Origin of the sequence: Klebsiella sp. CN_Kp097, assembly GCF_040064495.1 — a bacterium.
GTDB lineage: Bacteria > Pseudomonadota > Gammaproteobacteria > Enterobacterales > Enterobacteriaceae > Klebsiella > Klebsiella aerogenes.
The window spans coordinates 67,080-88,497 of sequence record NZ_JBEAIL010000025.1; the positions used below are offsets into that span (position 1 = coordinate 67,080).

Genomic DNA, 21,418 nt, shown 5'->3' on the forward strand with positions numbered 1-21,418 from the left:
GAAGGTTTTATGCTGAGCGTTCTCTGGAATTTGGCCGCTTTTATTATTGCGCTTGGCGTACTGATCACCGTGCACGAGTTCGGCCATTTCTGGGTGGCTCGTCGCTGCGGCGTGCGTGTTGAACGTTTTTCCATTGGTTTTGGTAAAGCGTTGTGGCGCCGTGTGGATAAGCAGGGTACCGAGTTCGTTATCGCGCTGATCCCACTCGGCGGCTATGTGAAGATGCTCGACGAACGCGTTGAGCCAGTGGCGCCGGAAATACGCCATTACGCGTTCAACAATAAAACCGTCGGTCAGCGTGCGGCCATCATTGCCGCAGGCCCTATCGCCAACTTCATTTTTGCCATCTTTGCTTACTGGCTGGTGTTTATCATCGGCGTCCCTGGCGTACGTCCGGTTGTTGATGAAATATCGCCCAATTCCATCGCTGCGCAAGCACAAATTGCAAAAGGAATGGAACTTAAAGCGATAGATGGCATCGAAACGCCTGATTGGGATGCAGTTCGTATGGCGTTAGTCGCGAAGATCGGCGACCAACAAACAATACTTACCGTCGCCCCTTTCGGGACGAACCAACGTCAGGATAAAATCCTCGATCTGCGTCACTGGGCGTTTGAGCCGGATAAACAAGATCCGGTGGCCTCGCTGGGCATCAAGCCGCGTAGCGCGCAGATTGATACCGCCCTGGCTGAGGTACAACCTCAGTCGGCCGCGCAGAAAGCAGGTTTGCAAGCGGGAGACAGGATCGTTAAAGTCGATGGTCAACCGTTAACGCAGTGGATGACGTTTGTTAATCTGGTGCGCGATAATCCGGGCAAGGCGCTGGCTCTGGAGGTCGACAGACAAGGTACGCCGCTGTCGTTGACTTTGACTCCGGATACGAAGTCGGTGAAAGGCAAGGCTGAAGGGTTTGCAGGGGTAGTGCCAAAGGTTATCCCGCTGCCTGATGAATACAAGACAGTGCGTCAGTACGGGCCGTTTGCCGCCATCGCCGAAGCCACGGATAAAACCTGGCAACTGATGTCGTTAACGGTCAGGATGCTGGGCAAATTGATAACCGGTGATGTCAAACTGAACAACCTCAGTGGGCCGATTTCTATCGCTCAGGGGGCTGGAATGTCAGCGGAATTTGGGTTGATTTACTATCTGATGTTCCTTGCGCTGATTAGCGTGAACCTTGGAATAATCAACTTGTTCCCGCTACCCGTCCTCGACGGGGGGCATCTGCTGTTTTTGGCGATTGAAAAGCTGAAGGGCGGACCGGTATCCGAGCGAGTTCAAGACTTTAGTTATCGCATTGGCTCAATACTGCTGGTGCTGTTAATGGGGCTTGCACTTTTCAATGATTTCTCTCGGTTGTAAGAGAGTTTGTTAGGAAGAACGCATAATAACGATGGCGATGAAAAAGTTGCTCATAGCGTCGCTGCTGTTTAGCAGCGCGACTGTATACGGTGCTGAAGGGTTCGTGGTGAAGGACATTCATTTCGAAGGCTTGCAGCGTGTCGCTGTTGGTGCGGCCCTCCTCAGCATGCCAGTGCGTCCTGGCGATACGGTGACCGATGATGATATCAGTAACACCATTCGCGCTCTGTTTGCCACTGGCAACTTTGAGGACGTCCGCGTCCTGCGCGATGGTGATACCCTGCTGGTGCAGGTGAAAGAGCGCCCAACAATTGCGAGCATTACCTTCTCCGGCAACAAGTCGGTGAAGGATGACATGCTCAAGCAAAACCTTGAGGCATCCGGCGTTCGCGTTGGGGAATCTCTCGATCGCACTAAGCTTGCCGATATCGAAAAAGGGCTGGAAGATTTCTACTACAGCGTCGGTAAATATAGCGCCAGCGTTAAAGCTGTCGTGACGCCGCTGCCGCGTAACCGCGTCGACCTGAAACTGGTTTTCCAGGAAGGCGTCTCGGCGAAAATCCAGCAGATTAACATTGTCGGTAACCACGCTTTCACCACTGACGAACTGATTTCTCACTTCCAACTGCGCGATGAAGTGCCGTGGTGGAACGTTGTCGGCGATCGTAAATACCAGAAACAGAAACTGGCGGGCGACCTTGAAACCCTGCGCAGTTACTATCTGGATCGCGGCTACGCGCGTTTCAACATCGATTCGACGCAGGTTAGCCTGACGCCGGACAAGAAAGGCATCTATATCACCGTAAACATCACCGAAGGCGAGCAGTACAAGCTCTCCGGCGTGCAGATTACGGGCGATCTGGCGGGCCATTCCGCGGAAATCGAATCGCTGACCAAAATTGAGCCGGGCGAGCTGTATAACGGCACCAAAGTGACCAAAATGGAGAATGACATTAAGAAACTCCTCGGTCGCTATGGCTACGCCTATCCGCGCGTCCAGTCGCAGCCGGAAATCAACGACACGGATAAAACCGTGAAGCTGCATATCAACGTTGATGCCGGTAACCGTTACTACGTGCGTAAAATTCGCTTCGAAGGTAACGACACCTCCAAAGATTCCGTCCTGCGCCGCGAAATGCGCCAGATGGAAGGGGCGTGGCTGGGCAGCGATCTGGTCGATCAGGGTAAAGACCGTCTTAACCGTTTAGGTTATTTCGAAACCGTCGATACCGATACCCAGCGCGTGCCGGGTAGTCCGGATCAGGTCGATGTTGTTTACAAGGTGAAAGAGCGTAACACCGGTAGCCTGAACTTCGGTATCGGTTACGGTACCGAAAGCGGCGTCAGCTTCCAGGCAGGCGTTCAGCAGGATAACTGGTTAGGCACCGGCTACTCTGTTGGCATTAACGGGACCAAGAACGACTACCAGACCTATGCTGAACTGTCGGTCACCAACCCGTATTTCACCGTAGATGGCGTGAGCCTCGGCGGCCGCATCTTCTATAACGACTTCGATGCGAACGACGCGGATCTGTCTGACTATACCAACAAAAGCTATGGTACAGACGTTACTCTCGGCTTCCCGATCAACGAATACAACTCGCTGCGCGCAGGTTTAGGTTACGTTCATAACTCCCTGTCCAATATGCAGCCGCAGGTGGCGATGTGGCGTTACCTGAATTCGATGGGGCAGTACCCGGATACCACCAACGACAATAACTCGTTTAGCGCCGACGACTTCACCTTCAACTATGGTTGGACGTACAACCGCCTCGACCGCGGCTACTTCCCGACTGAAGGTTCGCGTGTCAACCTGAACGGTAAAGTCACTATTCCGGGCTCTGATAACGAATACTACAAAGTGACGCTGGATACTGCGACCTATGTACCGATCGATGACGATCATCAGTGGGTCGTGCTTGGTCGTACGCGCTTCGGTTACGGTGATGGACTCGGCGGCAAAGAGATGCCGTTCTATGAGAACTTCTATGCCGGTGGTTCAAGTACCGTTCGCGGCTTCCAGTCGAATACGATTGGTCCGAAAGCGGTTTATCTCCCTTCAACTACCAGTCGTGATGACTATGATACGGAATGTGCGAGCACTGAAAGCGCGCCTTGTAAATCGGACGATGCGGTGGGCGGTAACGCCATGGCGGTCGCCAGCCTTGAGCTGATTACCCCAACGCCGTTTATTAGCGATAAATACGCTAACTCGGTGCGTACTTCCGTGTTTATGGATATGGGGACCGTCTGGGATACTAACTGGGATTCCACGAAGTACGGTGGCTACCCTGATTACAGCGATCCAAGCAACATTCGTATGTCTGCGGGTATCGCGGTACAGTGGATGTCGCCGTTGGGGCCGTTGGTCTTCTCCTACGCCCAACCGTTTAAAAAGTACGATGGAGACAAAGCCGAGCAGTTCCAGTTTAACATTGGTAAAACCTGGTAATTGTCGGCGACAACGGAATGTAAGTGCAGTATAGCGCTGACTGTAGGCGATGGCGGATGCTATCGCCTGGCCACGCAAATAACGGTACCCCTGGGTACTCATGGGATGGTAAGGAGTCAATTGTGAAAAAGTGGTTATTAGCTGCAGGTCTGGGTTTAGCAATGGTAACTTCCGCTCAGGCGGCAGATAAAATTGCTCTGGTTAACATGAATAACCTGTTCCAGCAGGTTGCTCAGAAAACTGGCGTTTCCAAAACGCTGGAGAACGAGTTCAAAGGCCGCGCTAGCGAACTGCAGCGTATGGAAGGCGATCTGCAGTCTAAAATGCAGCGTCTGCAGTCCATGAAACCGGGCGCAGATCGTACCAAACTGGAAAAAGACGTGATGTCTCAGCGTCAGACCTTCTCTCAGAAAGCACAGGCTTTTGAGCAGGATCGCGCACGTCGTTCCAATGAAGAACGTGGCAAACTGGTTACCCGTATCCAGACTGCCGTTCAGAGCGTAGCGAAAGATCAGAGCATCGATCTGGTTGTTGACTCTAATGCCGTGGCATACAACAGCAGCGATGTTAAAGACATCACCGCTGATGTACTGAAACAGGTTAAATAAGTAATGCCTTCAATTCGACTGGCTGACTTAGCACAGCAGTTGGATGCAGAATTACACGGTGATGGCGATATCGTCATCACCGGCGTTGCGTCCATGCAGAGCGCTAAAGCAGGCCAAATTACTTTCATGGTAAATCCTAAATACCGTGAACACCTGGCCGCTTGCCAGGCCTCCGCCGTTGTCATGACGCCGGACGATTTACCGTTTGCCCATAGCGCCGCGCTGGTAGTGCGTAATCCCTACCTGACCTACGCGCGCATGGCTCAAATTTTAGATACCACGCCGCAGCCGGCGCAAGACATCGCCGCAAGCGCGGCGATCGACCCAACGGCGAAGCTGGGTAACAACGTCTCCGTCGGCGCGAATGCCGTTATCGAATCCGGCGTGGTGCTGGGCGATAACGTGGTTATCGGCGCTGGCTGTTTCGTTGGCAAAAATAGCAAAATCGGCGCCGGCTCGCGTTTATGGGCCAACGTTACCATTTACCACGAGATTGAGATCGGTGAAAATTGCCTGATCCAGTCCAGTACGGTGATCGGCGCGGACGGTTTCGGTTACGCTAACGATCGCGGTAACTGGGTGAAGATCCCGCAGCTTGGTCGCGTTATTATTGGCGATCGTGTGGAGATCGGCGCCTGTACCACCATCGATCGCGGCGCGCTGGACGATACCGTGATCGGCAATGGCGTTATCATTGATAACCAGTGCCAGATTGCGCACAACGTGGTGATTGGCGACAATACCGCCGTCGCTGGCGGCGTGATTATGGCCGGCAGCCTGAAAATTGGGCGTTACTGCATGATTGGCGGCGCCAGCGTGATTAACGGCCATATGGAAATCTGCGATAAAGTCACCGTAACCGGGATGGGGATGGTTATGCGTCCTATCTCTGAACCTGGCGTCTATTCCTCAGGTATTCCGCTGCAGCCGAACAAGGCGTGGCGTAAAACTGCGGCGCTGGTGATGAATATTGACGAGATGAGCAAGCGCCTGAAAGCGGTTGAGCGCAAGGTTAATCAACAAGACTAAATTCATCATTCGGTCACGTTACATTCCCGGCCTGTTGCATTCGTTAATAAGATTGCCGCAGGCCGTGTTATTATTGCCTTTTAGTATATTTAGACAGGAAGAGTATTTTGACTACTGACACTCATACTCTGCACATTGAAGAGATTCTGGAACTTCTGCCTCACCGTTACCCGTTCCTGCTGGTAGACCGCGTGCTGGATTTTGAAGAAGGTCGTTTTCTGCGCGCAGTAAAAAATGTTTCCGTAAACGAGCCGTTTTTCCAGGGGCATTTCCCTGGTAAGCCGATTTTACCTGGCGTGCTGATTCTGGAAGCGATGGCGCAGGCCACCGGCATTCTGGCTTTCAAAAGCGTTGGAAAACTTGAGCCGGGCGAACTGTACTACTTCGCGGGTATCGATGAAGCGCGTTTCAAACGTCCGGTAGTGCCAGGCGACCAGATGATTATGGAAGTCACTTTCGAGAAAACCCGCCGCGGACTGACCCGTTTCAAAGGCGTTGCGCTGGTTGACGGTAAAGTGGTTTGCGAAGCGACGATGATGTGTGCGCGTAGCCGGGAGGCCTGATACGTGATTGATAAAACCGCCTTTATTCATCCTACCGCCATTGTAGAAGAAGGCGCCGTCATTGGCGCTAATGTCCACATTGGTCCGTTTTGTATTGTGGGCGCCAACGTCGAAATTGGCGAGGGCACCGTACTGAAGTCTCATGTCGTTGTGAATGGCCACACTAAAATTGGCCGCGACAATGAGATCTACCAGTTCGCTTCGATCGGTGAAGTTAACCAGGATCTGAAATATGCTGGCGAGCCGACTCGAGTGGAAATTGGCGATCGCAACCGCATTCGCGAAAGCGTCACCATTCATCGCGGCACAGTACAGGGCGGTGGATTAACGAAGGTGGGCAGCGATAACCTGCTGATGATCAACGCCCACGTGGCGCACGATTGTACGCTTGGCGACCGCTGCATCCTGGCCAACAACGCGACGCTGGCCGGTCACGTGTCTCTGGATGATTTCGTCATCATCGGCGGCATGACTGCAGTACATCAGTTCTGCATCATCGGCGCGCACGTTATGGTAGGCGGCTGCTCCGGCGTCGCTCAGGACGTTCCGCCGTTCGTGATTGCCCAGGGCAACCACGCCACGCCGTTTGGCGTCAACATCGAAGGTCTGAAACGCCGCGGCTTTAGCCGTGAAGCGATTACCGCGATTCGTAACGCCTATAAACTGCTGTACCGCAGCGGCAAAACGCTGGACGAAGCCAAGCCGGAAATCGCCGAACTGGCGGCTCAGCATCCTGAAGTTCAGCCATTTGTCGATTTCTTTGCCCGTTCAACTCGCGGCTTGATTCGTTAATGGTCGAACAGCGTCCCCTGACGATTGCCCTGGTCGCCGGAGAAACCTCCGGCGATATTCTTGGCGCCGGTCTCATCCGCGCCCTCAAAGCTCGCGTCCCTGATGCGCGCTTTGTCGGCGTGGCGGGGCCGCTGATGCAGGCGGAAGGATGCGAAGCCTGGTACGAAATGGAAGAGCTGGCCGTGATGGGCATTGTTGAAGTGCTTGGTCGACTGCGCCGCTTACTGCATATTCGCGCCGATTTAACGCGCCGCTTCGGTGAACTGCGTCCCGATGTCTTCGTTGGCATCGACGCCCCTGATTTCAATATTACCCTCGAAGGTAACCTGAAAAAGCAGGGCATCAAAACCATTCATTACGTCAGCCCGTCCGTTTGGGCATGGCGACAAAAACGCGTTTTCAAAATTGGCAGATCCACCGATCTGGTCCTGGCATTCCTGCCTTTCGAAAAAGCGTTTTACGACAGATTTAACGTTCCCTGCCGTTTCATCGGCCACACCATGGCGGATGCCATGCCGCTGGATCCTGACAAGGGCGCGGCACGTGACCGTCTGGGTATTCCGCATGATGTTCACTGCCTGGCGTTGCTGCCCGGTAGCCGCGGCGCGGAGGTCGAAATGCTCAGCGCCGACTTCCTGAAAACCGCGCAGCTTCTGCGTGGTACCTATCCCGACCTGCAGGTTGTGGTGCCGCTGGTCAATGCCAAACGGCGGGAACAGTTTGAGCGAATCAAAGCTGAGACGGCGCCGGATATGACGGTACATATGCTGGATGGTCAGGCGCGCGATGCGATGATCGCCAGTGATGCCGCGCTGCTGGCCTCGGGGACGGCGGCGCTGGAGTGCATGCTGGCGAAATGCCCGATGGTCGTTGGCTACCGCATGAAGCCGTTTACCTTCTGGCTGGCGAAGCGGTTGGTGAAAACCGATTATGTCTCCTTACCAAATCTGCTAGCCGGGCGCGAGTTGGTGAAAGAGCTGCTGCAGGATGAATGCGAGCCGCAGGCGCTGGCCGCCGCTCTGAAGCCGCTGCTGGCCGACGGCAAAACCAGCCACGATATGCATGATACTTTCCGCGCGCTGCATCAGCAGATCCGCTGCAACGCGGACGAGCAGGCGGCGGACGCAGTACTGGAGTTAGCAAAATGATGGAGTTCGTTTATCCACATACCCATCTGGTCGCCGGTGTCGATGAGGTCGGCCGCGGGCCGCTGGTCGGCGCGGTGGTCACTGCCGCGGTAATCCTTGATCCGCGTAAGCCGATCGTAGGCCTCAACGACTCTAAAAAATTAAGCGAAAAGCGCCGCCTGGCGCTGTTTGATGAAATCAAAGACAAAGCGCTGTGCTGGAGCCTGGGGCGCGCCGAGCCGCATGAAATCGACGAGCTAAACATCCTGCATGCCACGATGCTGGCGATGCAGCGCGCCGTCGCTGGCCTGAGTATTACCCCTGAGTTCGTGCTTATCGACGGCAACCGCTGCCCATCGCTACCGATGCCGTCGCAGGCGGTAGTGAAAGGCGATAGCCGGGTGGCGGAAATCAGCGCAGCGTCTATTCTGGCTAAAGTCACTCGCGACGCCGAAATGGCTACGCTGGATATTGCATTTCCGCAATACGGTTTTGCCCAGCACAAAGGCTATCCTACCGTTGTACATCTGCAAAAACTGCAGGAACACGGCGCAACAGAGCACCACCGGCGTAGTTTCGGCCCGGTGAAACGCGCGCTGGGCCTGGCGTCCAACTAAGTCACTGGGATCTAAAGATGTCTGAACCACGTTTCGTACACCTGCGGGTGCACAGCGACTATTCCATGATCGATGGGCTGGCGAAAACCGGGCCGCTGGTGAAAAAGGCGGCCGCTTTGGGCATGCCTGCGCTGGCGATCACCGATTTCACCAACCTCTGCGGTCTGGTTAAGTTCTACGGAACGGGCCATGGCGCCGGGATTAAACCAATTGTCGGCGCTGACTTCCATGTTCAGTGCGATCTGCTTGGCGATGAATTCACCGAGCTGACGGTTTTAGCGGCCAACAATACCGGCTATCAGAACCTGACTCTGCTCATTTCTCGTGCCTATCAGCGCGGCTATGGCGCGCTGGGGCCATGGATCGATCGCGACTGGCTGGTTGAACATCAGGAAGGGCTGATTCTGCTGTCCGGCGGGCGTAAAGGCGACGTTGGCGTCAGCCTGATCCGCGGAAACATGCCGCTGGTAGAGCAGTGTCTCGCCTTCTATCAACAACATTTTCCGGATCGCTACTATCTGGAGCTGATCCGTACCGGTCGTCAGGACGAAGAAAGCTATCTTCACGCCGCGGTTCAACTGGCGGAAGAGCATGGTTTGCCGGTAGTGGCGACCAACGATGTGCGCTTCCTGGAAACCGGCGACTTCGACGCTCATGAAATCCGCGTCGCCATTCACGATGGCTTCACCCTCGACGATCCGAAGCGTCCGCGCAACTACTCGCCGCAGCAATATATGCGCAGCGAGGAGGAGATGTGCGAGCTATTTGCTGACATCCCGGAAGCGCTGGAAAACACCGTTGAGATCGCCAAACGCTGCAACGTCACCGTGCGCCTTGGCGAATACTTCCTGCCGCAGTTCCCGACCGGCGACATGACTACCGAAGATTTTCTGGTGATGAAGTCGAAAGAGGGGCTGGAAGAGCGTCTCGAATTCCTGTTCCCGGATCCCGAAGAGCGCGCTAAGCGTCGCCCGGAATATGACCAACGTCTGGATGTGGAACTGCAGGTTATCAACCAGATGGGGTTCCCTGGCTACTTCCTGATCGTCATGGAATTTATCCAGTGGTCCAAGGATAACGGCGTGCCGGTAGGGCCGGGGCGAGGTTCCGGCGCCGGCTCGCTGGTGGCCTACGCGTTGAAAATCACCGACCTTGACCCGCTGGAGTTCGACCTGCTGTTCGAACGTTTCCTCAACCCGGAACGTGTTTCGATGCCCGACTTCGACGTCGATTTCTGCATGGAGAAACGCGACCAGGTGATTGAGCACGTGGCGGATATGTATGGCCGCGACGCGGTATCGCAGATCATCACCTTCGGTACCATGGCGGCGAAGGCGGTTATTCGCGACGTGGGCCGCGTGCTGGGCCACCCTTACGGCTTTGTTGACCGAATCTCTAAGCTGGTGCCGCCGGATCCTGGCATGACGCTGGCGAAAGCCTTTGAAGCGGAACCACAGCTGCCGGAAATCTACGAAGCGGACGAAGAAGTTAAAGCGCTGATCGATATGGCGCGTAAGCTTGAAGGCGTAACGCGTAACGCCGGTAAGCACGCGGGCGGCGTGGTTATCGCGCCGACCAAAATCACCGATTTCGCGCCGCTGTACTGCGATGAGCAGGGGCTGCACCCGGTTACCCAGTTTGATAAGAACGACGTTGAATATGCCGGGCTGGTAAAATTCGACTTCCTCGGCCTGCGTACGCTGACCATCATCAACTGGGCGCTGGAGATGATCAACAAGCGCCGGGCGAAGAACGGCGAAGGGCCGCTGGATATCGCCGCGATACCGCTGGATGACAAGAAAAGCTTCGACATGCTGCAGCGCTCGGAAACCACCGCGGTATTCCAGCTTGAATCGCGCGGCATGAAAGATCTGATTAAGCGCCTGCAGCCTGACTGCTTCGAAGACATGATCGCACTGGTGGCCCTGTTCCGTCCGGGCCCGCTGCAGTCGGGGATGGTAGATAACTTTATCGACCGTAAGCATGGCCGTGAAGAGATTTCCTACCCGGACGTGCAGTGGCAGCATGAATGTCTGAAACCTGTACTGGAGCCGACTTACGGCATCATTCTGTACCAGGAACAGGTCATGCAGATAGCCCAGGAGCTCTCTGGTTATACCCTCGGCGGCGCGGATATGCTGCGTCGTGCGATGGGTAAGAAAAAGCCGGAAGAGATGGCCAAGCAGCGTTCTGTCTTCGAAGAAGGTGCGAAGAAAAATGGCGTTGACGGCGAACTGGCGATGAAAATCTTTGACCTGGTGGAGAAATTCGCCGGTTATGGATTTAACAAATCCCACTCCGCCGCCTATGCGCTGGTCTCCTACCAGACGCTGTGGCTGAAAGCCCACTATCCGGCCGAGTTTATGGCGGCGGTGATGACTGCCGATATGGATAACACCGAGAAGGTGGTGGGCCTGGTCGATGAGTGCTGGCGCATGGGGCTGAAAATCCTGCCGCCGGACATTAACTCCGGCCTGTATCATTTCCACGTCAACGATGATGGGGAAATCGTGTATGGTATCGGCGCCATTAAAGGCGTCGGCGAAGGCCCGATTGAAGCCATCATTGAAGCGCGTAACAATGGCGGTTACTTCCGCGAGCTGTTTGACCTGTGCGCCCGTACCGATATTAAAAAACTCAATCGCCGGGTGTTGGAAAAACTGATTATGTCCGGGGCGTTCGACCGCCTCGGCCCGCATCGTGCGGCGCTGATGAACTCGCTGAACGATGCGCTGAAAGCCGCCGATCAGCACGCCAAAGCCGAAGCCATCGGTCAGGCGGATATGTTCGGCGTGCTGGCGGAAGAGCCGGAACAAATCGAGCAATCCTACGCCAGCTGCCAGCCGTGGCCAGAGCAGGTGGTGCTGGATGGTGAAAGGGAAACGCTGGGGCTATATCTGACCGGCCACCCGATTAACCAATATCTAAAAGAGATCGAACGCTACGTTGGCGGCGTGAGACTCAAAGACATGCACCCAACCGATCGTGGTAAAGTGACCACGGCGGCGGGGCTGGTTATTGCTGCGCGGGTAATGGTCACCAAGCGCGGCAATCGTATCGGCATCTGTACGCTGGATGACCGTTCCGGGCGTCTGGAGGTGATGTTATTCACCGACGCGCTGGATAAATACCAGCAGTTGCTGGAAAAAGACCGCATACTTATCGTCAGCGGACAGGTCAGCTTTGATGACTTCAGCGGGGGCCTTAAAATGACCGCCCGTGAAGTCATGGATATTGACGAAGCCCGGGAAAAATATGCTCGCGGGCTTGCTATCTCGCTGACGGACAGGCAAATTGATGACCAGCTTTTAAACCGACTCCGTCAGTCTCTGGAACCCCACCGTTCGGGAACCATTCCAGTACACCTCTATTATCAGAGGGCGGATGCGCGCGCGCGGTTGCGTTTTGGCGCAACATGGCGCGTCTCTCCGAGCGATCGTTTACTCAACGATCTGCGTGGCCTTATCGGCTCGGAGCAGGTGGAACTGGAGTTTGACTAATACAGGAATACTATGAGTCTGAATTTCCTAGATTTTGAACAGCCTATCGCAGAGCTGGAAGCGAAAATCGATTCCCTGACTGCTGTAAGCCGTCAGGATGAGAAACTGGATATTAACATCGATGAAGAAGTGCATCGTCTGCGCGAAAAAAGCGTAGAGCTGACGCGCAAAATCTTCGCCGATCTTGGCGCATGGCAGGTAGCCCAGCTGGCGCGTCATCCACGTCGTCCCTATACCCTGGATTATGTCCGCCTGGCTTTCGACGAATTTGACGAGCTGGCAGGCGATCGCGCCTATGCTGACGATAAAGCTATCGTCGGCGGTATTGCGCGTCTTGATGGTCGCCCGGTGATGATCATCGGTCATCAGAAAGGCCGTGAAACCAAAGAGAAGATCCGTCGTAACTTTGGTATGCCGGCGCCGGAAGGCTACCGCAAAGCGCTGCGCCTGATGGAAATGGCTGAGCGTTTCAAAATGCCGATCATTACCTTCATCGACACCCCTGGCGCCTATCCGGGCGTTGGCGCGGAAGAGCGCGGCCAGTCGGAAGCGATTGCCCGCAACCTGCGTGAAATGTCGCGTCTGAGCGTGCCGGTTATCTGCACCGTGATTGGCGAAGGCGGCTCCGGCGGCGCGCTGGCGATCGGCGTAGGTGATAAAGTCAACATGCTGCAGTACAGCACCTATTCAGTTATCTCGCCGGAAGGCTGTGCGTCCATTCTGTGGAAAAGCGCGGATAAAGCGCCGCTGGCCGCGGAAGCTATGGGTATCATCGCGCCACGCCTCAAAGAGCTGAAGCTGATTGATTCCATCGTTCCAGAACCGCTGGGCGGCGCTCATCGTAACCCTGAAGCGATGGCGGCGAGCCTGAAGGCACAGCTGTTGGCCGACCTGGCTGACCTGGATACTCTCAGCGAAGAAGAGCTGCGTAATCGCCGCTATCAGCGTCTGATGAGCTACGGCTACGCCTGATTTATCAGCGCATCACAATTCTCTAAGGGGCCGGATTTCCGGCCCTTTTTTTATCATTTTTTCACTGAGGTAAGATGATACGTCAATGAGGTGATGTGATTAGCCGATGATGTCTTTTTCCCGTGACACTGCGCTCACTGCCGGGGACAACGCCTGGGCAGATCGTTCATAAGGAAAAGGAGAATAATATTATGGCAATTCATAAAACCGTCGCCTTAAGCGCCGTGGCCGCAGGGATCATGTTAAGTCTGGGGGCCGCACAGGCGGCGCCGCTGCTCAGCGCCACTGAAACAACCACCATGACCGCCAGCGAACTGGCGGCAAAAGAAAAAGCGCTAACCGACTTTCCGCTGATGGAAGCAGTTAAATCCTCTATTCGCACCCTCGATAATGCCGTGGTCGAGCAGATTGAACCCGGTAGGGCGGCGAATCCGGAGAACGTTAAGCGCGTTGAAGGCATGCTTAGCGAGCAGGATTGGGATTATCTGTTCCCGATGCGCGCGCCGGAATATACCTACAGCAATTTCCTGAAGGCGATCGGTAAATTCCCGGCGGTATGCGGTACCTATACCGATGGTCGCGATAGCGATGCTATCTGCCGTAAATCGCTGGCGACGATGTTTGCCCACTTTGCTCAGGAAACCGGCGGCCACGAAAGCTGGCGCGATATTCCGGAATGGCGCCAGGCGCTGGTCTATCTGCGCGAAGTCGGCTGGACCGAAGGTCAAAAGGGCGGTTATAACGGCGAATGTAACCCGGATGTCTGGCAGGGGCAGACCTGGCCTTGCGGTAAAGATGCTGATGGCGATTTCCTCAGCTATTTTGGCCGCGGCGCTAAACAGCTCTCTTATAACTACAACTACGGCCCGTTCTCAGAGGCGATGTATGGCGACGTTCGCCCGCTGTTGGATAAACCACAGTTGGTGGCCGATTCATGGATGAACCTCGCCAGCGCCGTGTTCTTCTTTGTCTATCCGCAGCCGCCGAAACCTTCCATGCTGCACGTTATCGACGGTACCTGGCAGCCCAACGATCGCGATAAGAGCAATGGCCTGGTGCCAGGGTTTGGCGTGAGCATCCAGATCATCAACGGCGGCGTCGAGTGCGGCGGCGCAACGGAAAACGCCCAATCGCTTAACCGTATTGCCTATTACAAAGAGTTCGCCAACTACCTCAAAGTACCTATTGCCGATGATGAAGTGCTGGGCTGTAAGAACATGAAGCAGTTTGATGAAGGCGGAGCCGGCGCGCTGCCAATCTACTGGGAACAGGATTGGGGATGGGATCCGAACACCGCGGACGGTAAAACCAATGCCTGCCAGCTGGTGAGCTATCAGACGCCGTACAGCGCGTTTAAAGAGGGGGATTACAGCAAATGCGTGCAGCACTACTTCAACGTAACCGTGGTTGATGATGCGGGTAGCGATGGCGCGTCTGATAAGACGGATGACGTTACGCCTGCTCCACAGGTAAACGTCGCGCCGGTGGCGCGTATTGCCGGCCCGGTCGGCGCAGTCGAAGCCGGTAGCCTGGTGTCGCTGAGCGCGGAAGCCTCTACCGATGCCAACGGTGATAAGCTGAGCTATAGCTGGATGTCGCAGGATGGCCAGACGTTAAGTGGCGCGGATAAGGCGGTGATCAATTTTAGCGCTCCGCAGAGCGACAAAGATGCCCAGTATGTCGTTAGCCTGACCGTTAGCGATGGCAGCTTATCCAGCACGGCCACCTATACTCTGAATGTGAAGGCGAAGGCGGCGGCGGATGACGCGAAGGAGGAGCCGGCAGGCGATAGCGGCGCTATCAGCTATCCGGCATGGAGCGCCAGCCAGAGCTGGAAACCAGGTGACATCGTCAATAACCACGGCGCGCTTTTCCAGTGTAAACCGCTGCCGGAAGGGGCATGGTGCAACGTGGCGCCAACCTACTACGAACCGGGCGCAGGTCTGGCCTGGGGTGATGCCTGGAAAGCGCTGTAATCATCGCTTTGCTATGACTCAGGACTAAGATAAATCCGCCAGTGCTAAGCACTGGCGCGATTGATATTATGCTTACCTTAGGTAAATCCAGGAGGAAAGCGTGAATATCATCGCCATCATGGGGCCCCACGGCGTCTACCATAAAGACGAACCGATCAAAGAGCTGGAAGCCGCTCTGCAGAAGCAAGGATTCCAGACTATCTGGCCGCAAAACAGCGCCGACCTGCTGCAGTTTATCGAGCACAACCCGCGTATCTGCGGCGTGATCTTCGACTGGGACGAGTACAGCGTTGATTTATGCAGCGATATCAATCGCCTGAATGAATATCTCCCACTGTATGCTTTTATCAATACGCACTCGACGATGGACGTCAGCAGCCAGGACCTGCGCATGGCGCTATGGTTCTTTGAATATGCGCTGGGGCTGGCGGAAGATATCGCTACTCGTATTCGTCAGTATACCAACGAGTATCTGGACAACATCACGCCGCCATTTACCAAAGCGTTATTTAACTATGTGCAGGAGGGAAAATATACCTTTTGTACACCCGGACACATGGCGGGAACCGCCTATCAGAAAAGCCCGGTCGGCTGCCTGTTTTATGATTTCTTCGGCGGTAATACGCTGAAAGCCGATGTTTCTATCTCTGTTACCGAACTGGGGTCGCTGCTGGACCATACCGGCCCGCATCTGGAAGCGGAAGAGTATATCGCTCGCGCCTTTGGCGCCGAGCAGAGCTACATGGTGACCAACGGCACCTCGACGTCGAATAAAATTGTCGGCATGTATTCGGCGCCCGCTGGCAGTACGTTGCTGATCGACCGTAACTGCCATAAATCGCTGGCGCATCTGCTGATGATGAGCGATATCGTGCCGCTGTGGTTAAAACCGACGCGTAACGCGCTGGGGATCCTCGGCGGCATTCCGAAACGGGAATTTACCCGCGATAGCGTCCAGCACAAAGTAGAGACAACTTGTGGCGCGCAGTGGCCGGTGCATGCGGTGATCACCAACTCCACCTATGACGGGCTGTTGTATAACACCACCTGGATTAAACAGACCCTTGACGTGCCGTCGATCCACTTCGATTCCGCCTGGGTGCCTTATACCCACTTCCACCCGATTTATCAGGGGAAAAGCGGCATGAGCGGCGATCGCGTACCGGGGAAAGTGATCTTCGAAACCCAGTCGACGCATAAAATGCTGGCGGCGTTGTCGCAGGCTTCGTTGATCCATATTAAAGGCAGCTACGATGAAGATACCTTCAATGAAGCCTTTATGATGCATACCTCTACCTCACCGAGCTATCCGATCGTCGCCTCGATAGAAACCGCGGCGGCGATGCTGCGCGGTAACTCCGGAAAACGCCTGATTCAGCGCTCCATCGAACGCGCGCTACATTTCCGTAAGGAGGTGCAGCGCTTGCGTGAAGAGGCCGACGGCTGGTTCTTTGACATCTGGCAACCAGAAGAGGTTGAAGAAGCGCAGTGCTGGCCGGTTTCCCCAGGAGAAGCGTGGCACGGATTCCAGGATGCCGATGACGACCATATGTTCCTCGATCCAGTAAAAGTCACCATTCTCACGCCGGGTATGGACGAGCAGGGCAATATGGCGGAAGAGGGGATCCCGGCCGCGCTGGTGGCGAAATTCCTCGACGAGCGCGGCGTGGTGGTGGAGAAAACCGGGCCTTACAATCTGCTGTTCTTGTTCAGTATCGGTATCGATAAAACCCGGGCGATGGGCCTGCTGCGCGGTCTGACCGAGTTTAAACGCGCCTACGATCTCAACCTGCGGGTGAAAAATATGTTGCCGGATCTCTATGCCGAGGATCCGGACTTCTACCGCAATATGCGCATCCAGGATCTGGCGCAGGGGATCCACCGTCTGATCCGTCAGCATCAGCTCTCACAGCTGATGCTGCGGGCCTTTGACGTGCTGCCGGAGATGAAAATGACCCCGCATCAGGCCTGGCAGCGGCAGATTAAGGGCGAAGTCGAAACCATCGAACTGGAGAATCTGGTGGGGCGTATTTCGGCTAACATGATCCTGCCGTATCCGCCTGGCGTGCCGCTGCTGATGCCGGGGGAGATGATCACCGAAGAGAGCCGCGCGGTGCTCGATTTCCTGTTGATGCTCTGCTCGATCGGTCGCCACTATCCAGGTTTTGAAACCGACATCCACGGGGCCAAACGCGATGAAGACGGCGTCTACCGTGTACGAGTCTTAAAAAATAATTAGGGGCTTGCGCGGCGGCGGGCGGCGCGAGTAACGTGTTGGGCTTCAACAGGAGGAGAACAACCATGCTGGGTTTAAAACGAGTTCACCATATTGCCATCATCGCGACAGACTACGCGAAGAGCAAAGCGTTCTATTGCGACATCCTCGGGTTTACGCTGCAGAGCGAGTTCTACCGCGCCGAGCGTGATTCGTGGAAGGGCGACCTGGCGCTGAACGGCGAGTACGTTATCGAGCTGTTTTCGTTCCCGTTCCCTCCTGCGCGCCCAAGCCGTCCGGAAGCCTGTGGTCTGCGCCACCTGGCGTTTAGCGTCGACGATATTGATGCCGCGGTTGCGCATTTGCAGGCGCATGGCGTCGCCTGTGAAGCTATCCGCATCGATCCGTTTACCGATAAGCGTTTCACCTTCTTCAACGATCCCGACGGCCTGCCGCTGGAGATTTACCAACAGTAATACTTGCCAGAACCAGCCCTGGCGCGTAACGTGCCGGGCTATCTCTTCTTAGCTGCGTAAGCACGATCATGACGCCGGATATTGCCTCATCGCTTCGACCACATCGTCAGTTTCTGCTGGCCTTCAGCGGCGGCCTGGACTCAACCGTCCTGCTGCACCGGCTGGTACGCTGGCGCCAGCGCGAGCCAGCGATTCAGCTGCGCGCGATTCACATTCACCACGGCCTGAGCGCCAACGCTGACCATTGGGTTGAGCATTGCGAACAGATTTGCCAGCAATGGCAGGTACCGTTACAGGTGGTGCGCGTGACGCTGGCGGATGAGGGGTTGGGGATCGAAGCGCATGCTCGCCAGGCGCGCTATCAGGCTTTCCGTGAGGCGCTGCTGCCAGGCGAGGCGTTATTGACGGCACAACATCTCGACGACCAATGCGAGACCTTCCTGCTGGCGCTTAAGCGCGGTAGCGGCCCGACCGGCTTGTCGGCGATGGCCGCCAGTAGCGAGTTCGCCGGCGGAAAATTGCTACGTCCGCTGCTCAATGAGAGCCGTGAATCCCTGCATCAATGGGCGCTGACTCATCAACTGCGGTGGATTGAAGACGAAAGTAATCAGGACGATGCCTACGATCGTAACTTTCTGCGCCTGCGAGTACTGCCGCTGCTGAGCGATCGCTGGCCGCATTTTCCCGAGGCCGTCGCCCGTAGCGCCAGCTTATGTGGCGAACAGGAACAGTTGCTTGATGAAATGCTGTCGGCGGAGCTTGCCGCGCTGGTTGATGAGCGTGGTTCGCTGGCGATAGAACCGCTGAGCGCGATGAGCGCGCCGCGTCGTGCGGCGCTGCTGCGCCGCTGGCTGGCATCCCAACAGGCGCCGATGCCGTCGCGCGAAATGCCGGAGCGCATCTGGCAGGAAGTGGCGCTGGCGCGTGAAGACGCCGCGCCTTGTCTGCGGTTAGGCGGTTTTGCCGTCCGGCGCTACCAGCAGCGCCTGTTTTGGGTAAAGCATCTGGCAAGCCTGACGGAACGGGAAATACCATGGGGTGATGCGACTAAAGCGCTGACACTACCGGAAACGCTGGGAGAACTGGCGTTGCAGCCCGGTGGGCCGCTACGCGCGCCACGCGCGGATGAACCGGTATCGATACGTTTTCGCGCCAGCGGTAATCTGCACATCGTCGGGCGTCCGGGCGGGCGTAAGCTTAAGAAAATCTGGCAGGAAATGGCGGTCGCGCCCTGGCGTCGCGATACCACGCCACTATTGTTTTATGGCGAAACGTTGATCGCGGCGGCCGATGGGCTGTTTGTCACCAGAGAGGGGCAAGTACAGGAAGGCGAGGGGTTACAGCTGGTATGGCGGAAAACGGGCGGCTAAGCCGCCCGATGGGCTTCAGGATTCGCTGACCACCACGGTGCCGATTTCAGGATGGCTGAAACTGGCGATTTTATCCAGACGTAGCTCACGGACGTTACCGCCAAGTTCTACCACCAGATACTCGACATTTTTACGCGAGATAAGATCGTTTGCTTTGGCCTGCAGCTGTTCACCATCTTTCAGGGCCAGCGCCAGCACCAGGTGATGCTGGCAGGCAAGCTCGAGGTTGTCATAATCATCGCAGTTAATGGGTTGATAAGTATCATTCATTGACATAATCGCTCACCAATAAGTTTGCTGCCGCATAAGCGGCCTTTTCCCTGACTGACTCCGAAAGGGCCTGATCCGCCGCAACCTCATTTAATACTTTCAACACGCAGCCCAGCGCATCCGGGATATACCCTAAGTCTCCGCTGGCTATTTCCGCATACCGCTTGCGTATTAACTCACAATATTGATCCACATGCCCTCCTGTCAGCGTTCTGACTTAACCGTGGGATGCAAGTTTAAGCCTACGAAGATAAACTCTGTTTAGCAAGGTGACTATACCATAGTCATCTAAGCAATATCAGCAGGATGAAAGGAGGACCCGCGATTGACGACAGCCTTTTGTCGCTAGTTTCGCTACAATGTATGCCATTTTTTTCAGGAGTTTATTCATGGCGCTGAAAGCGACGATTTATAAAGCTGTGGTTAACGTTGCCGATTTGGATCGCAACCAGTTTCTGGATGCTAACCTGACGCTGGCGCAACATCCTTCCGAAACCCAGGAGCGTATGATGCTGCGCCTGCTGGCGTGGATAAAATATGCCAACGAGCGCCTGCAGTTCACCCGCGGGCTGTCCTCGGATGATGAACCGGAGCTATGGCAGTTAAACGACCATTTGGGCATCGATCTGTGGATTGAGCTGGGGCTGCCGGACGAGAAGCGCCTCAAGAAAGCCTGCTCGCGGGCGCAGGAGGTGGCGCTATTCGCCTATAATAGCCGGGCGGCTGAAATCTGGTGGCAGCAGAATCAGAATAAGCTTGCGGCGTATCCGAAGCTGACCATCTGGTATCTTGATGATGCGCAACTGGCGCAGCTGAGCGCTTTTGCCGATCGCACCATGACGCTGCAGGCAACCCTGCAGGACGGCGGCATCTGGTTATCCGACGATCGGAATAATCTGGAAATTCATTTAACGGCCTGGCAGCAGCCGGCATGATCATGATTAGCCGCAGCGTTTCCATCCCGGATGAGGAGATTTCGCTTACCGGGGTCCGCGCACAGGGGGCGGGCGGTCAGCACGTGAATAAGGCTTCGACGGCGATTCACTTACGTTTTGATATTAAAGCATCGAGCCTGCCGGAGTTTTATAAAGAGCGCCTGCTTGCCGCCAGTCACCACTTAATTTCTGCTGACGGTGTGGTTATCATTAAGGCTCAGGAATATCGCAGCCAGGAGATGAACCGCGAAGCGGCGATCTCGCGGCTGGTTGCGTTAATAAAAGAATTAACCGCAGTGCAAAAAAGCCGCCGGGAGACGCGACCGACTCGGGCGTCAAAAGAGCGACGACTTGCCTCCAAGGCGCAAAAGTCCTCAGTCAAAGCGCTGCGTGGGAAAGTTCGCCATTGAGAGGCGTGGCGGACGGGTGGAATGGATTATAAGGAATTCACAGTGAAGAAAATTGTATTTTCGCTCGCAGCGGCCTGTTCGCTCTTTGCGCTGTTTGGCTGTAACCATCGCGCTGAGGTGGAGACGGTACAGCCGACGGCGATGGAAGAACTGAAGCCGATGCAGCAAAGCTGGCGCGGTATTTTGCCTTGCGCGGATTGCGAAGGGATTGAGACCTCGTTATTTCTTGAGAAAGACGGCACCTGGGTAATGAACGAACGTTATCAGGGCGTTAGCCGCGAGCCGTCATCTTTCGCTTCGTATGGCACCTGGGCGCGTACCGCTGATAAGCTAGTGCTGACCAACAGTAAAGGCGAGAAATCTTACTATCGGGCGAAAGGCGATAAGCTTGAGATGCTCGATCGCGACGGCAACCCGATTAACTCTGCGCTTAACTATACGCTGGAGTCGGTGAAGGCCAGCCTGCCGACGACGCCGATGGCGATGCGCGGGATGTATTTCTACATGGCGGATGCGGCAACCTTTACCGATTGCGTCACAGGTAAAACGGTGGCGGTTGCCAATAATGCCCAGCTTGAGCGAGATTATGCCGCTGCGCGCGGGACGGATACTCGTCCGGTATTGCTGGTGGTTGAAGGACACTTCACGCTTGAAGCGAATCCCGATACCGGCGAGATGATGAAAACGCTAATGACGGATAAAGACAGCAAATTTATTCCGGGTAAAGACTGCGGTAATTAATTC

General features: G+C 55.5%; 19 protein-coding genes. 17 read left to right on the forward strand and 2 right to left on the reverse strand.

What is annotated here, in order from left to right:
* The first annotated feature begins 9 nt into the window (after positions 1 to 9).
* From rseP to tilS, 14 genes are all read left to right on the forward strand, one after another.
* On the forward strand, positions 10 to 1,362 hold the full coding sequence (gene rseP, locus ABLV07_RS20255) for a sigma E protease regulator RseP (protein ID WP_015704447.1): 1,353 nt from the start codon (positions 10 to 12) through the stop codon (positions 1,360 to 1,362).
* 31 nt (positions 1,363 to 1,393) lie between these two features.
* Positions 1,394 to 3,814: an outer membrane protein assembly factor BamA gene (gene bamA / locus ABLV07_RS20260; protein WP_015704448.1), complete on the forward strand. Its 2,421-nt coding sequence runs from the start codon at positions 1,394 to 1,396 to the stop codon at positions 3,812 to 3,814.
* A 122-nt stretch (positions 3,815 to 3,936) separates the two neighbouring features.
* Positions 3,937 to 4,422 carry a molecular chaperone Skp gene (gene skp / locus ABLV07_RS20265; protein ID WP_015368157.1) on the forward strand — a complete coding sequence of 162 codons (486 nt, stop codon included), beginning with the start codon at positions 3,937 to 3,939 and terminating at the stop codon, positions 4,420 to 4,422.
* A 3-nt stretch (positions 4,423 to 4,425) separates the two neighbouring features.
* Positions 4,426 to 5,451 (forward strand): UDP-3-O-(3-hydroxymyristoyl)glucosamine N-acyltransferase, encoded by a 1,026-nt coding sequence (gene lpxD, locus ABLV07_RS20270; RefSeq protein WP_015368156.1) that lies wholly within the window; start codon positions 4,426 to 4,428, stop codon positions 5,449 to 5,451.
* A gap of 107 nt (positions 5,452 to 5,558) precedes the next feature.
* A complete protein-coding gene (gene fabZ, locus ABLV07_RS20275) occupies positions 5,559 to 6,014 on the forward strand; it encodes a 3-hydroxyacyl-ACP dehydratase FabZ (RefSeq protein ID WP_004145858.1) in 456 nt (151 codons plus the stop codon).
* Positions 6,015 to 6,017: 3 nt separating this feature from the next.
* Positions 6,018 to 6,806: an acyl-ACP--UDP-N-acetylglucosamine O-acyltransferase gene (gene lpxA / locus ABLV07_RS20280; protein ID WP_015368155.1), complete on the forward strand. Its 789-nt coding sequence runs from the start codon at positions 6,018 to 6,020 to the stop codon at positions 6,804 to 6,806.
* Positions 6,806 to 7,954 carry a lipid-A-disaccharide synthase gene (gene lpxB / locus ABLV07_RS20285; protein WP_230250348.1) on the forward strand — a complete coding sequence of 383 codons (1,149 nt, stop codon included), beginning with the start codon at positions 6,806 to 6,808 and terminating at the stop codon, positions 7,952 to 7,954. The genes lpxA and lpxB overlap by 1 nt, the downstream gene beginning before the upstream one ends.
* Entirely contained in the window at positions 7,951 to 8,550 is a 600-nt protein-coding gene (gene rnhB / locus ABLV07_RS20290) for a ribonuclease HII (protein WP_015368153.1), read from the forward strand. Before lpxB ends, rnhB begins: the two co-directional genes overlap by 4 nt.
* 17 nt (positions 8,551 to 8,567) lie before the next feature.
* Positions 8,568 to 12,050: a DNA polymerase III subunit alpha gene (gene dnaE, locus ABLV07_RS20295; RefSeq protein WP_015704450.1), complete on the forward strand. Its 3,483-nt coding sequence runs from the start codon at positions 8,568 to 8,570 to the stop codon at positions 12,048 to 12,050.
* Positions 12,051 to 12,062: 12 nt separating this feature from the next.
* Positions 12,063 to 13,022 (forward strand): acetyl-CoA carboxylase carboxyl transferase subunit alpha, encoded by a 960-nt coding sequence (gene accA / locus ABLV07_RS20300; protein ID WP_015368151.1) that lies wholly within the window; start codon positions 12,063 to 12,065, stop codon positions 13,020 to 13,022.
* A 191-nt stretch (positions 13,023 to 13,213) separates the two neighbouring features.
* Positions 13,214 to 14,998, forward strand: coding sequence for a chitinase (locus ABLV07_RS20305; protein ID WP_046883572.1), 1,785 nt, complete (start codon positions 13,214 to 13,216; stop codon positions 14,996 to 14,998).
* A 100-nt stretch (positions 14,999 to 15,098) separates the two neighbouring features.
* Positions 15,099 to 17,237 (forward strand): lysine decarboxylase LdcC, encoded by a 2,139-nt coding sequence (locus ABLV07_RS20310; RefSeq protein WP_046883573.1) that lies wholly within the window; start codon positions 15,099 to 15,101, stop codon positions 17,235 to 17,237.
* A 62-nt stretch (positions 17,238 to 17,299) separates the two neighbouring features.
* Entirely contained in the window at positions 17,300 to 17,689 is a 390-nt protein-coding gene (locus tag ABLV07_RS20315; protein ID WP_015704453.1) for a VOC family protein, read from the forward strand.
* A gap of 68 nt (positions 17,690 to 17,757) precedes the next feature.
* Positions 17,758 to 19,059 carry a tRNA lysidine(34) synthetase TilS gene (gene tilS / locus ABLV07_RS20320; RefSeq protein ID WP_077203721.1) on the forward strand — a complete coding sequence of 434 codons (1,302 nt, stop codon included), beginning with the start codon at positions 17,758 to 17,760 and terminating at the stop codon, positions 19,057 to 19,059.
* A 15-nt stretch (positions 19,060 to 19,074) separates the two neighbouring features.
* Here tilS and rof read toward each other — a convergent pair whose 3' ends face one another.
* Both rof and ABLV07_RS20330 read right to left on the reverse strand, forming a co-directional pair.
* Entirely contained in the window at positions 19,075 to 19,335 is a 261-nt protein-coding gene (gene rof, locus ABLV07_RS20325; protein WP_015368146.1) for a Rho-binding antiterminator, read from the reverse strand.
* Entirely contained in the window at positions 19,322 to 19,522 is a 201-nt protein-coding gene (locus ABLV07_RS20330; protein WP_015368145.1) for a YaeP family protein, read from the reverse strand. Before ABLV07_RS20330 ends, rof begins: the two co-directional genes overlap by 14 nt.
* A gap of 196 nt (positions 19,523 to 19,718) precedes the next feature.
* On the opposite strand from ABLV07_RS20330, the gene ABLV07_RS20335 reads away from it, so the two are divergent.
* The 3 genes from ABLV07_RS20335 to nlpE are packed head-to-tail and all read left to right on the forward strand — an operon-like array spanning position 19,719 to position 21,415.
* A complete protein-coding gene (locus ABLV07_RS20335; RefSeq protein ID WP_015368144.1) occupies positions 19,719 to 20,264 on the forward strand; it encodes a YaeQ family protein in 546 nt (181 codons plus the stop codon).
* Complete coding sequence (gene arfB / locus ABLV07_RS20340; protein ID WP_015368143.1) at positions 20,261 to 20,674, forward strand: alternative ribosome rescue aminoacyl-tRNA hydrolase ArfB; 414 nt, start codon at positions 20,261 to 20,263, stop codon at positions 20,672 to 20,674. Before ABLV07_RS20335 ends, arfB begins: the two co-directional genes overlap by 4 nt.
* 42 nt (positions 20,675 to 20,716) lie before the next feature.
* Positions 20,717 to 21,415 (forward strand): envelope stress response activation lipoprotein NlpE, encoded by a 699-nt coding sequence (gene nlpE / locus ABLV07_RS20345; RefSeq protein WP_015704456.1) that lies wholly within the window; start codon positions 20,717 to 20,719, stop codon positions 21,413 to 21,415.
* Positions 21,416 to 21,418: the final 3 nt, after the last annotated feature.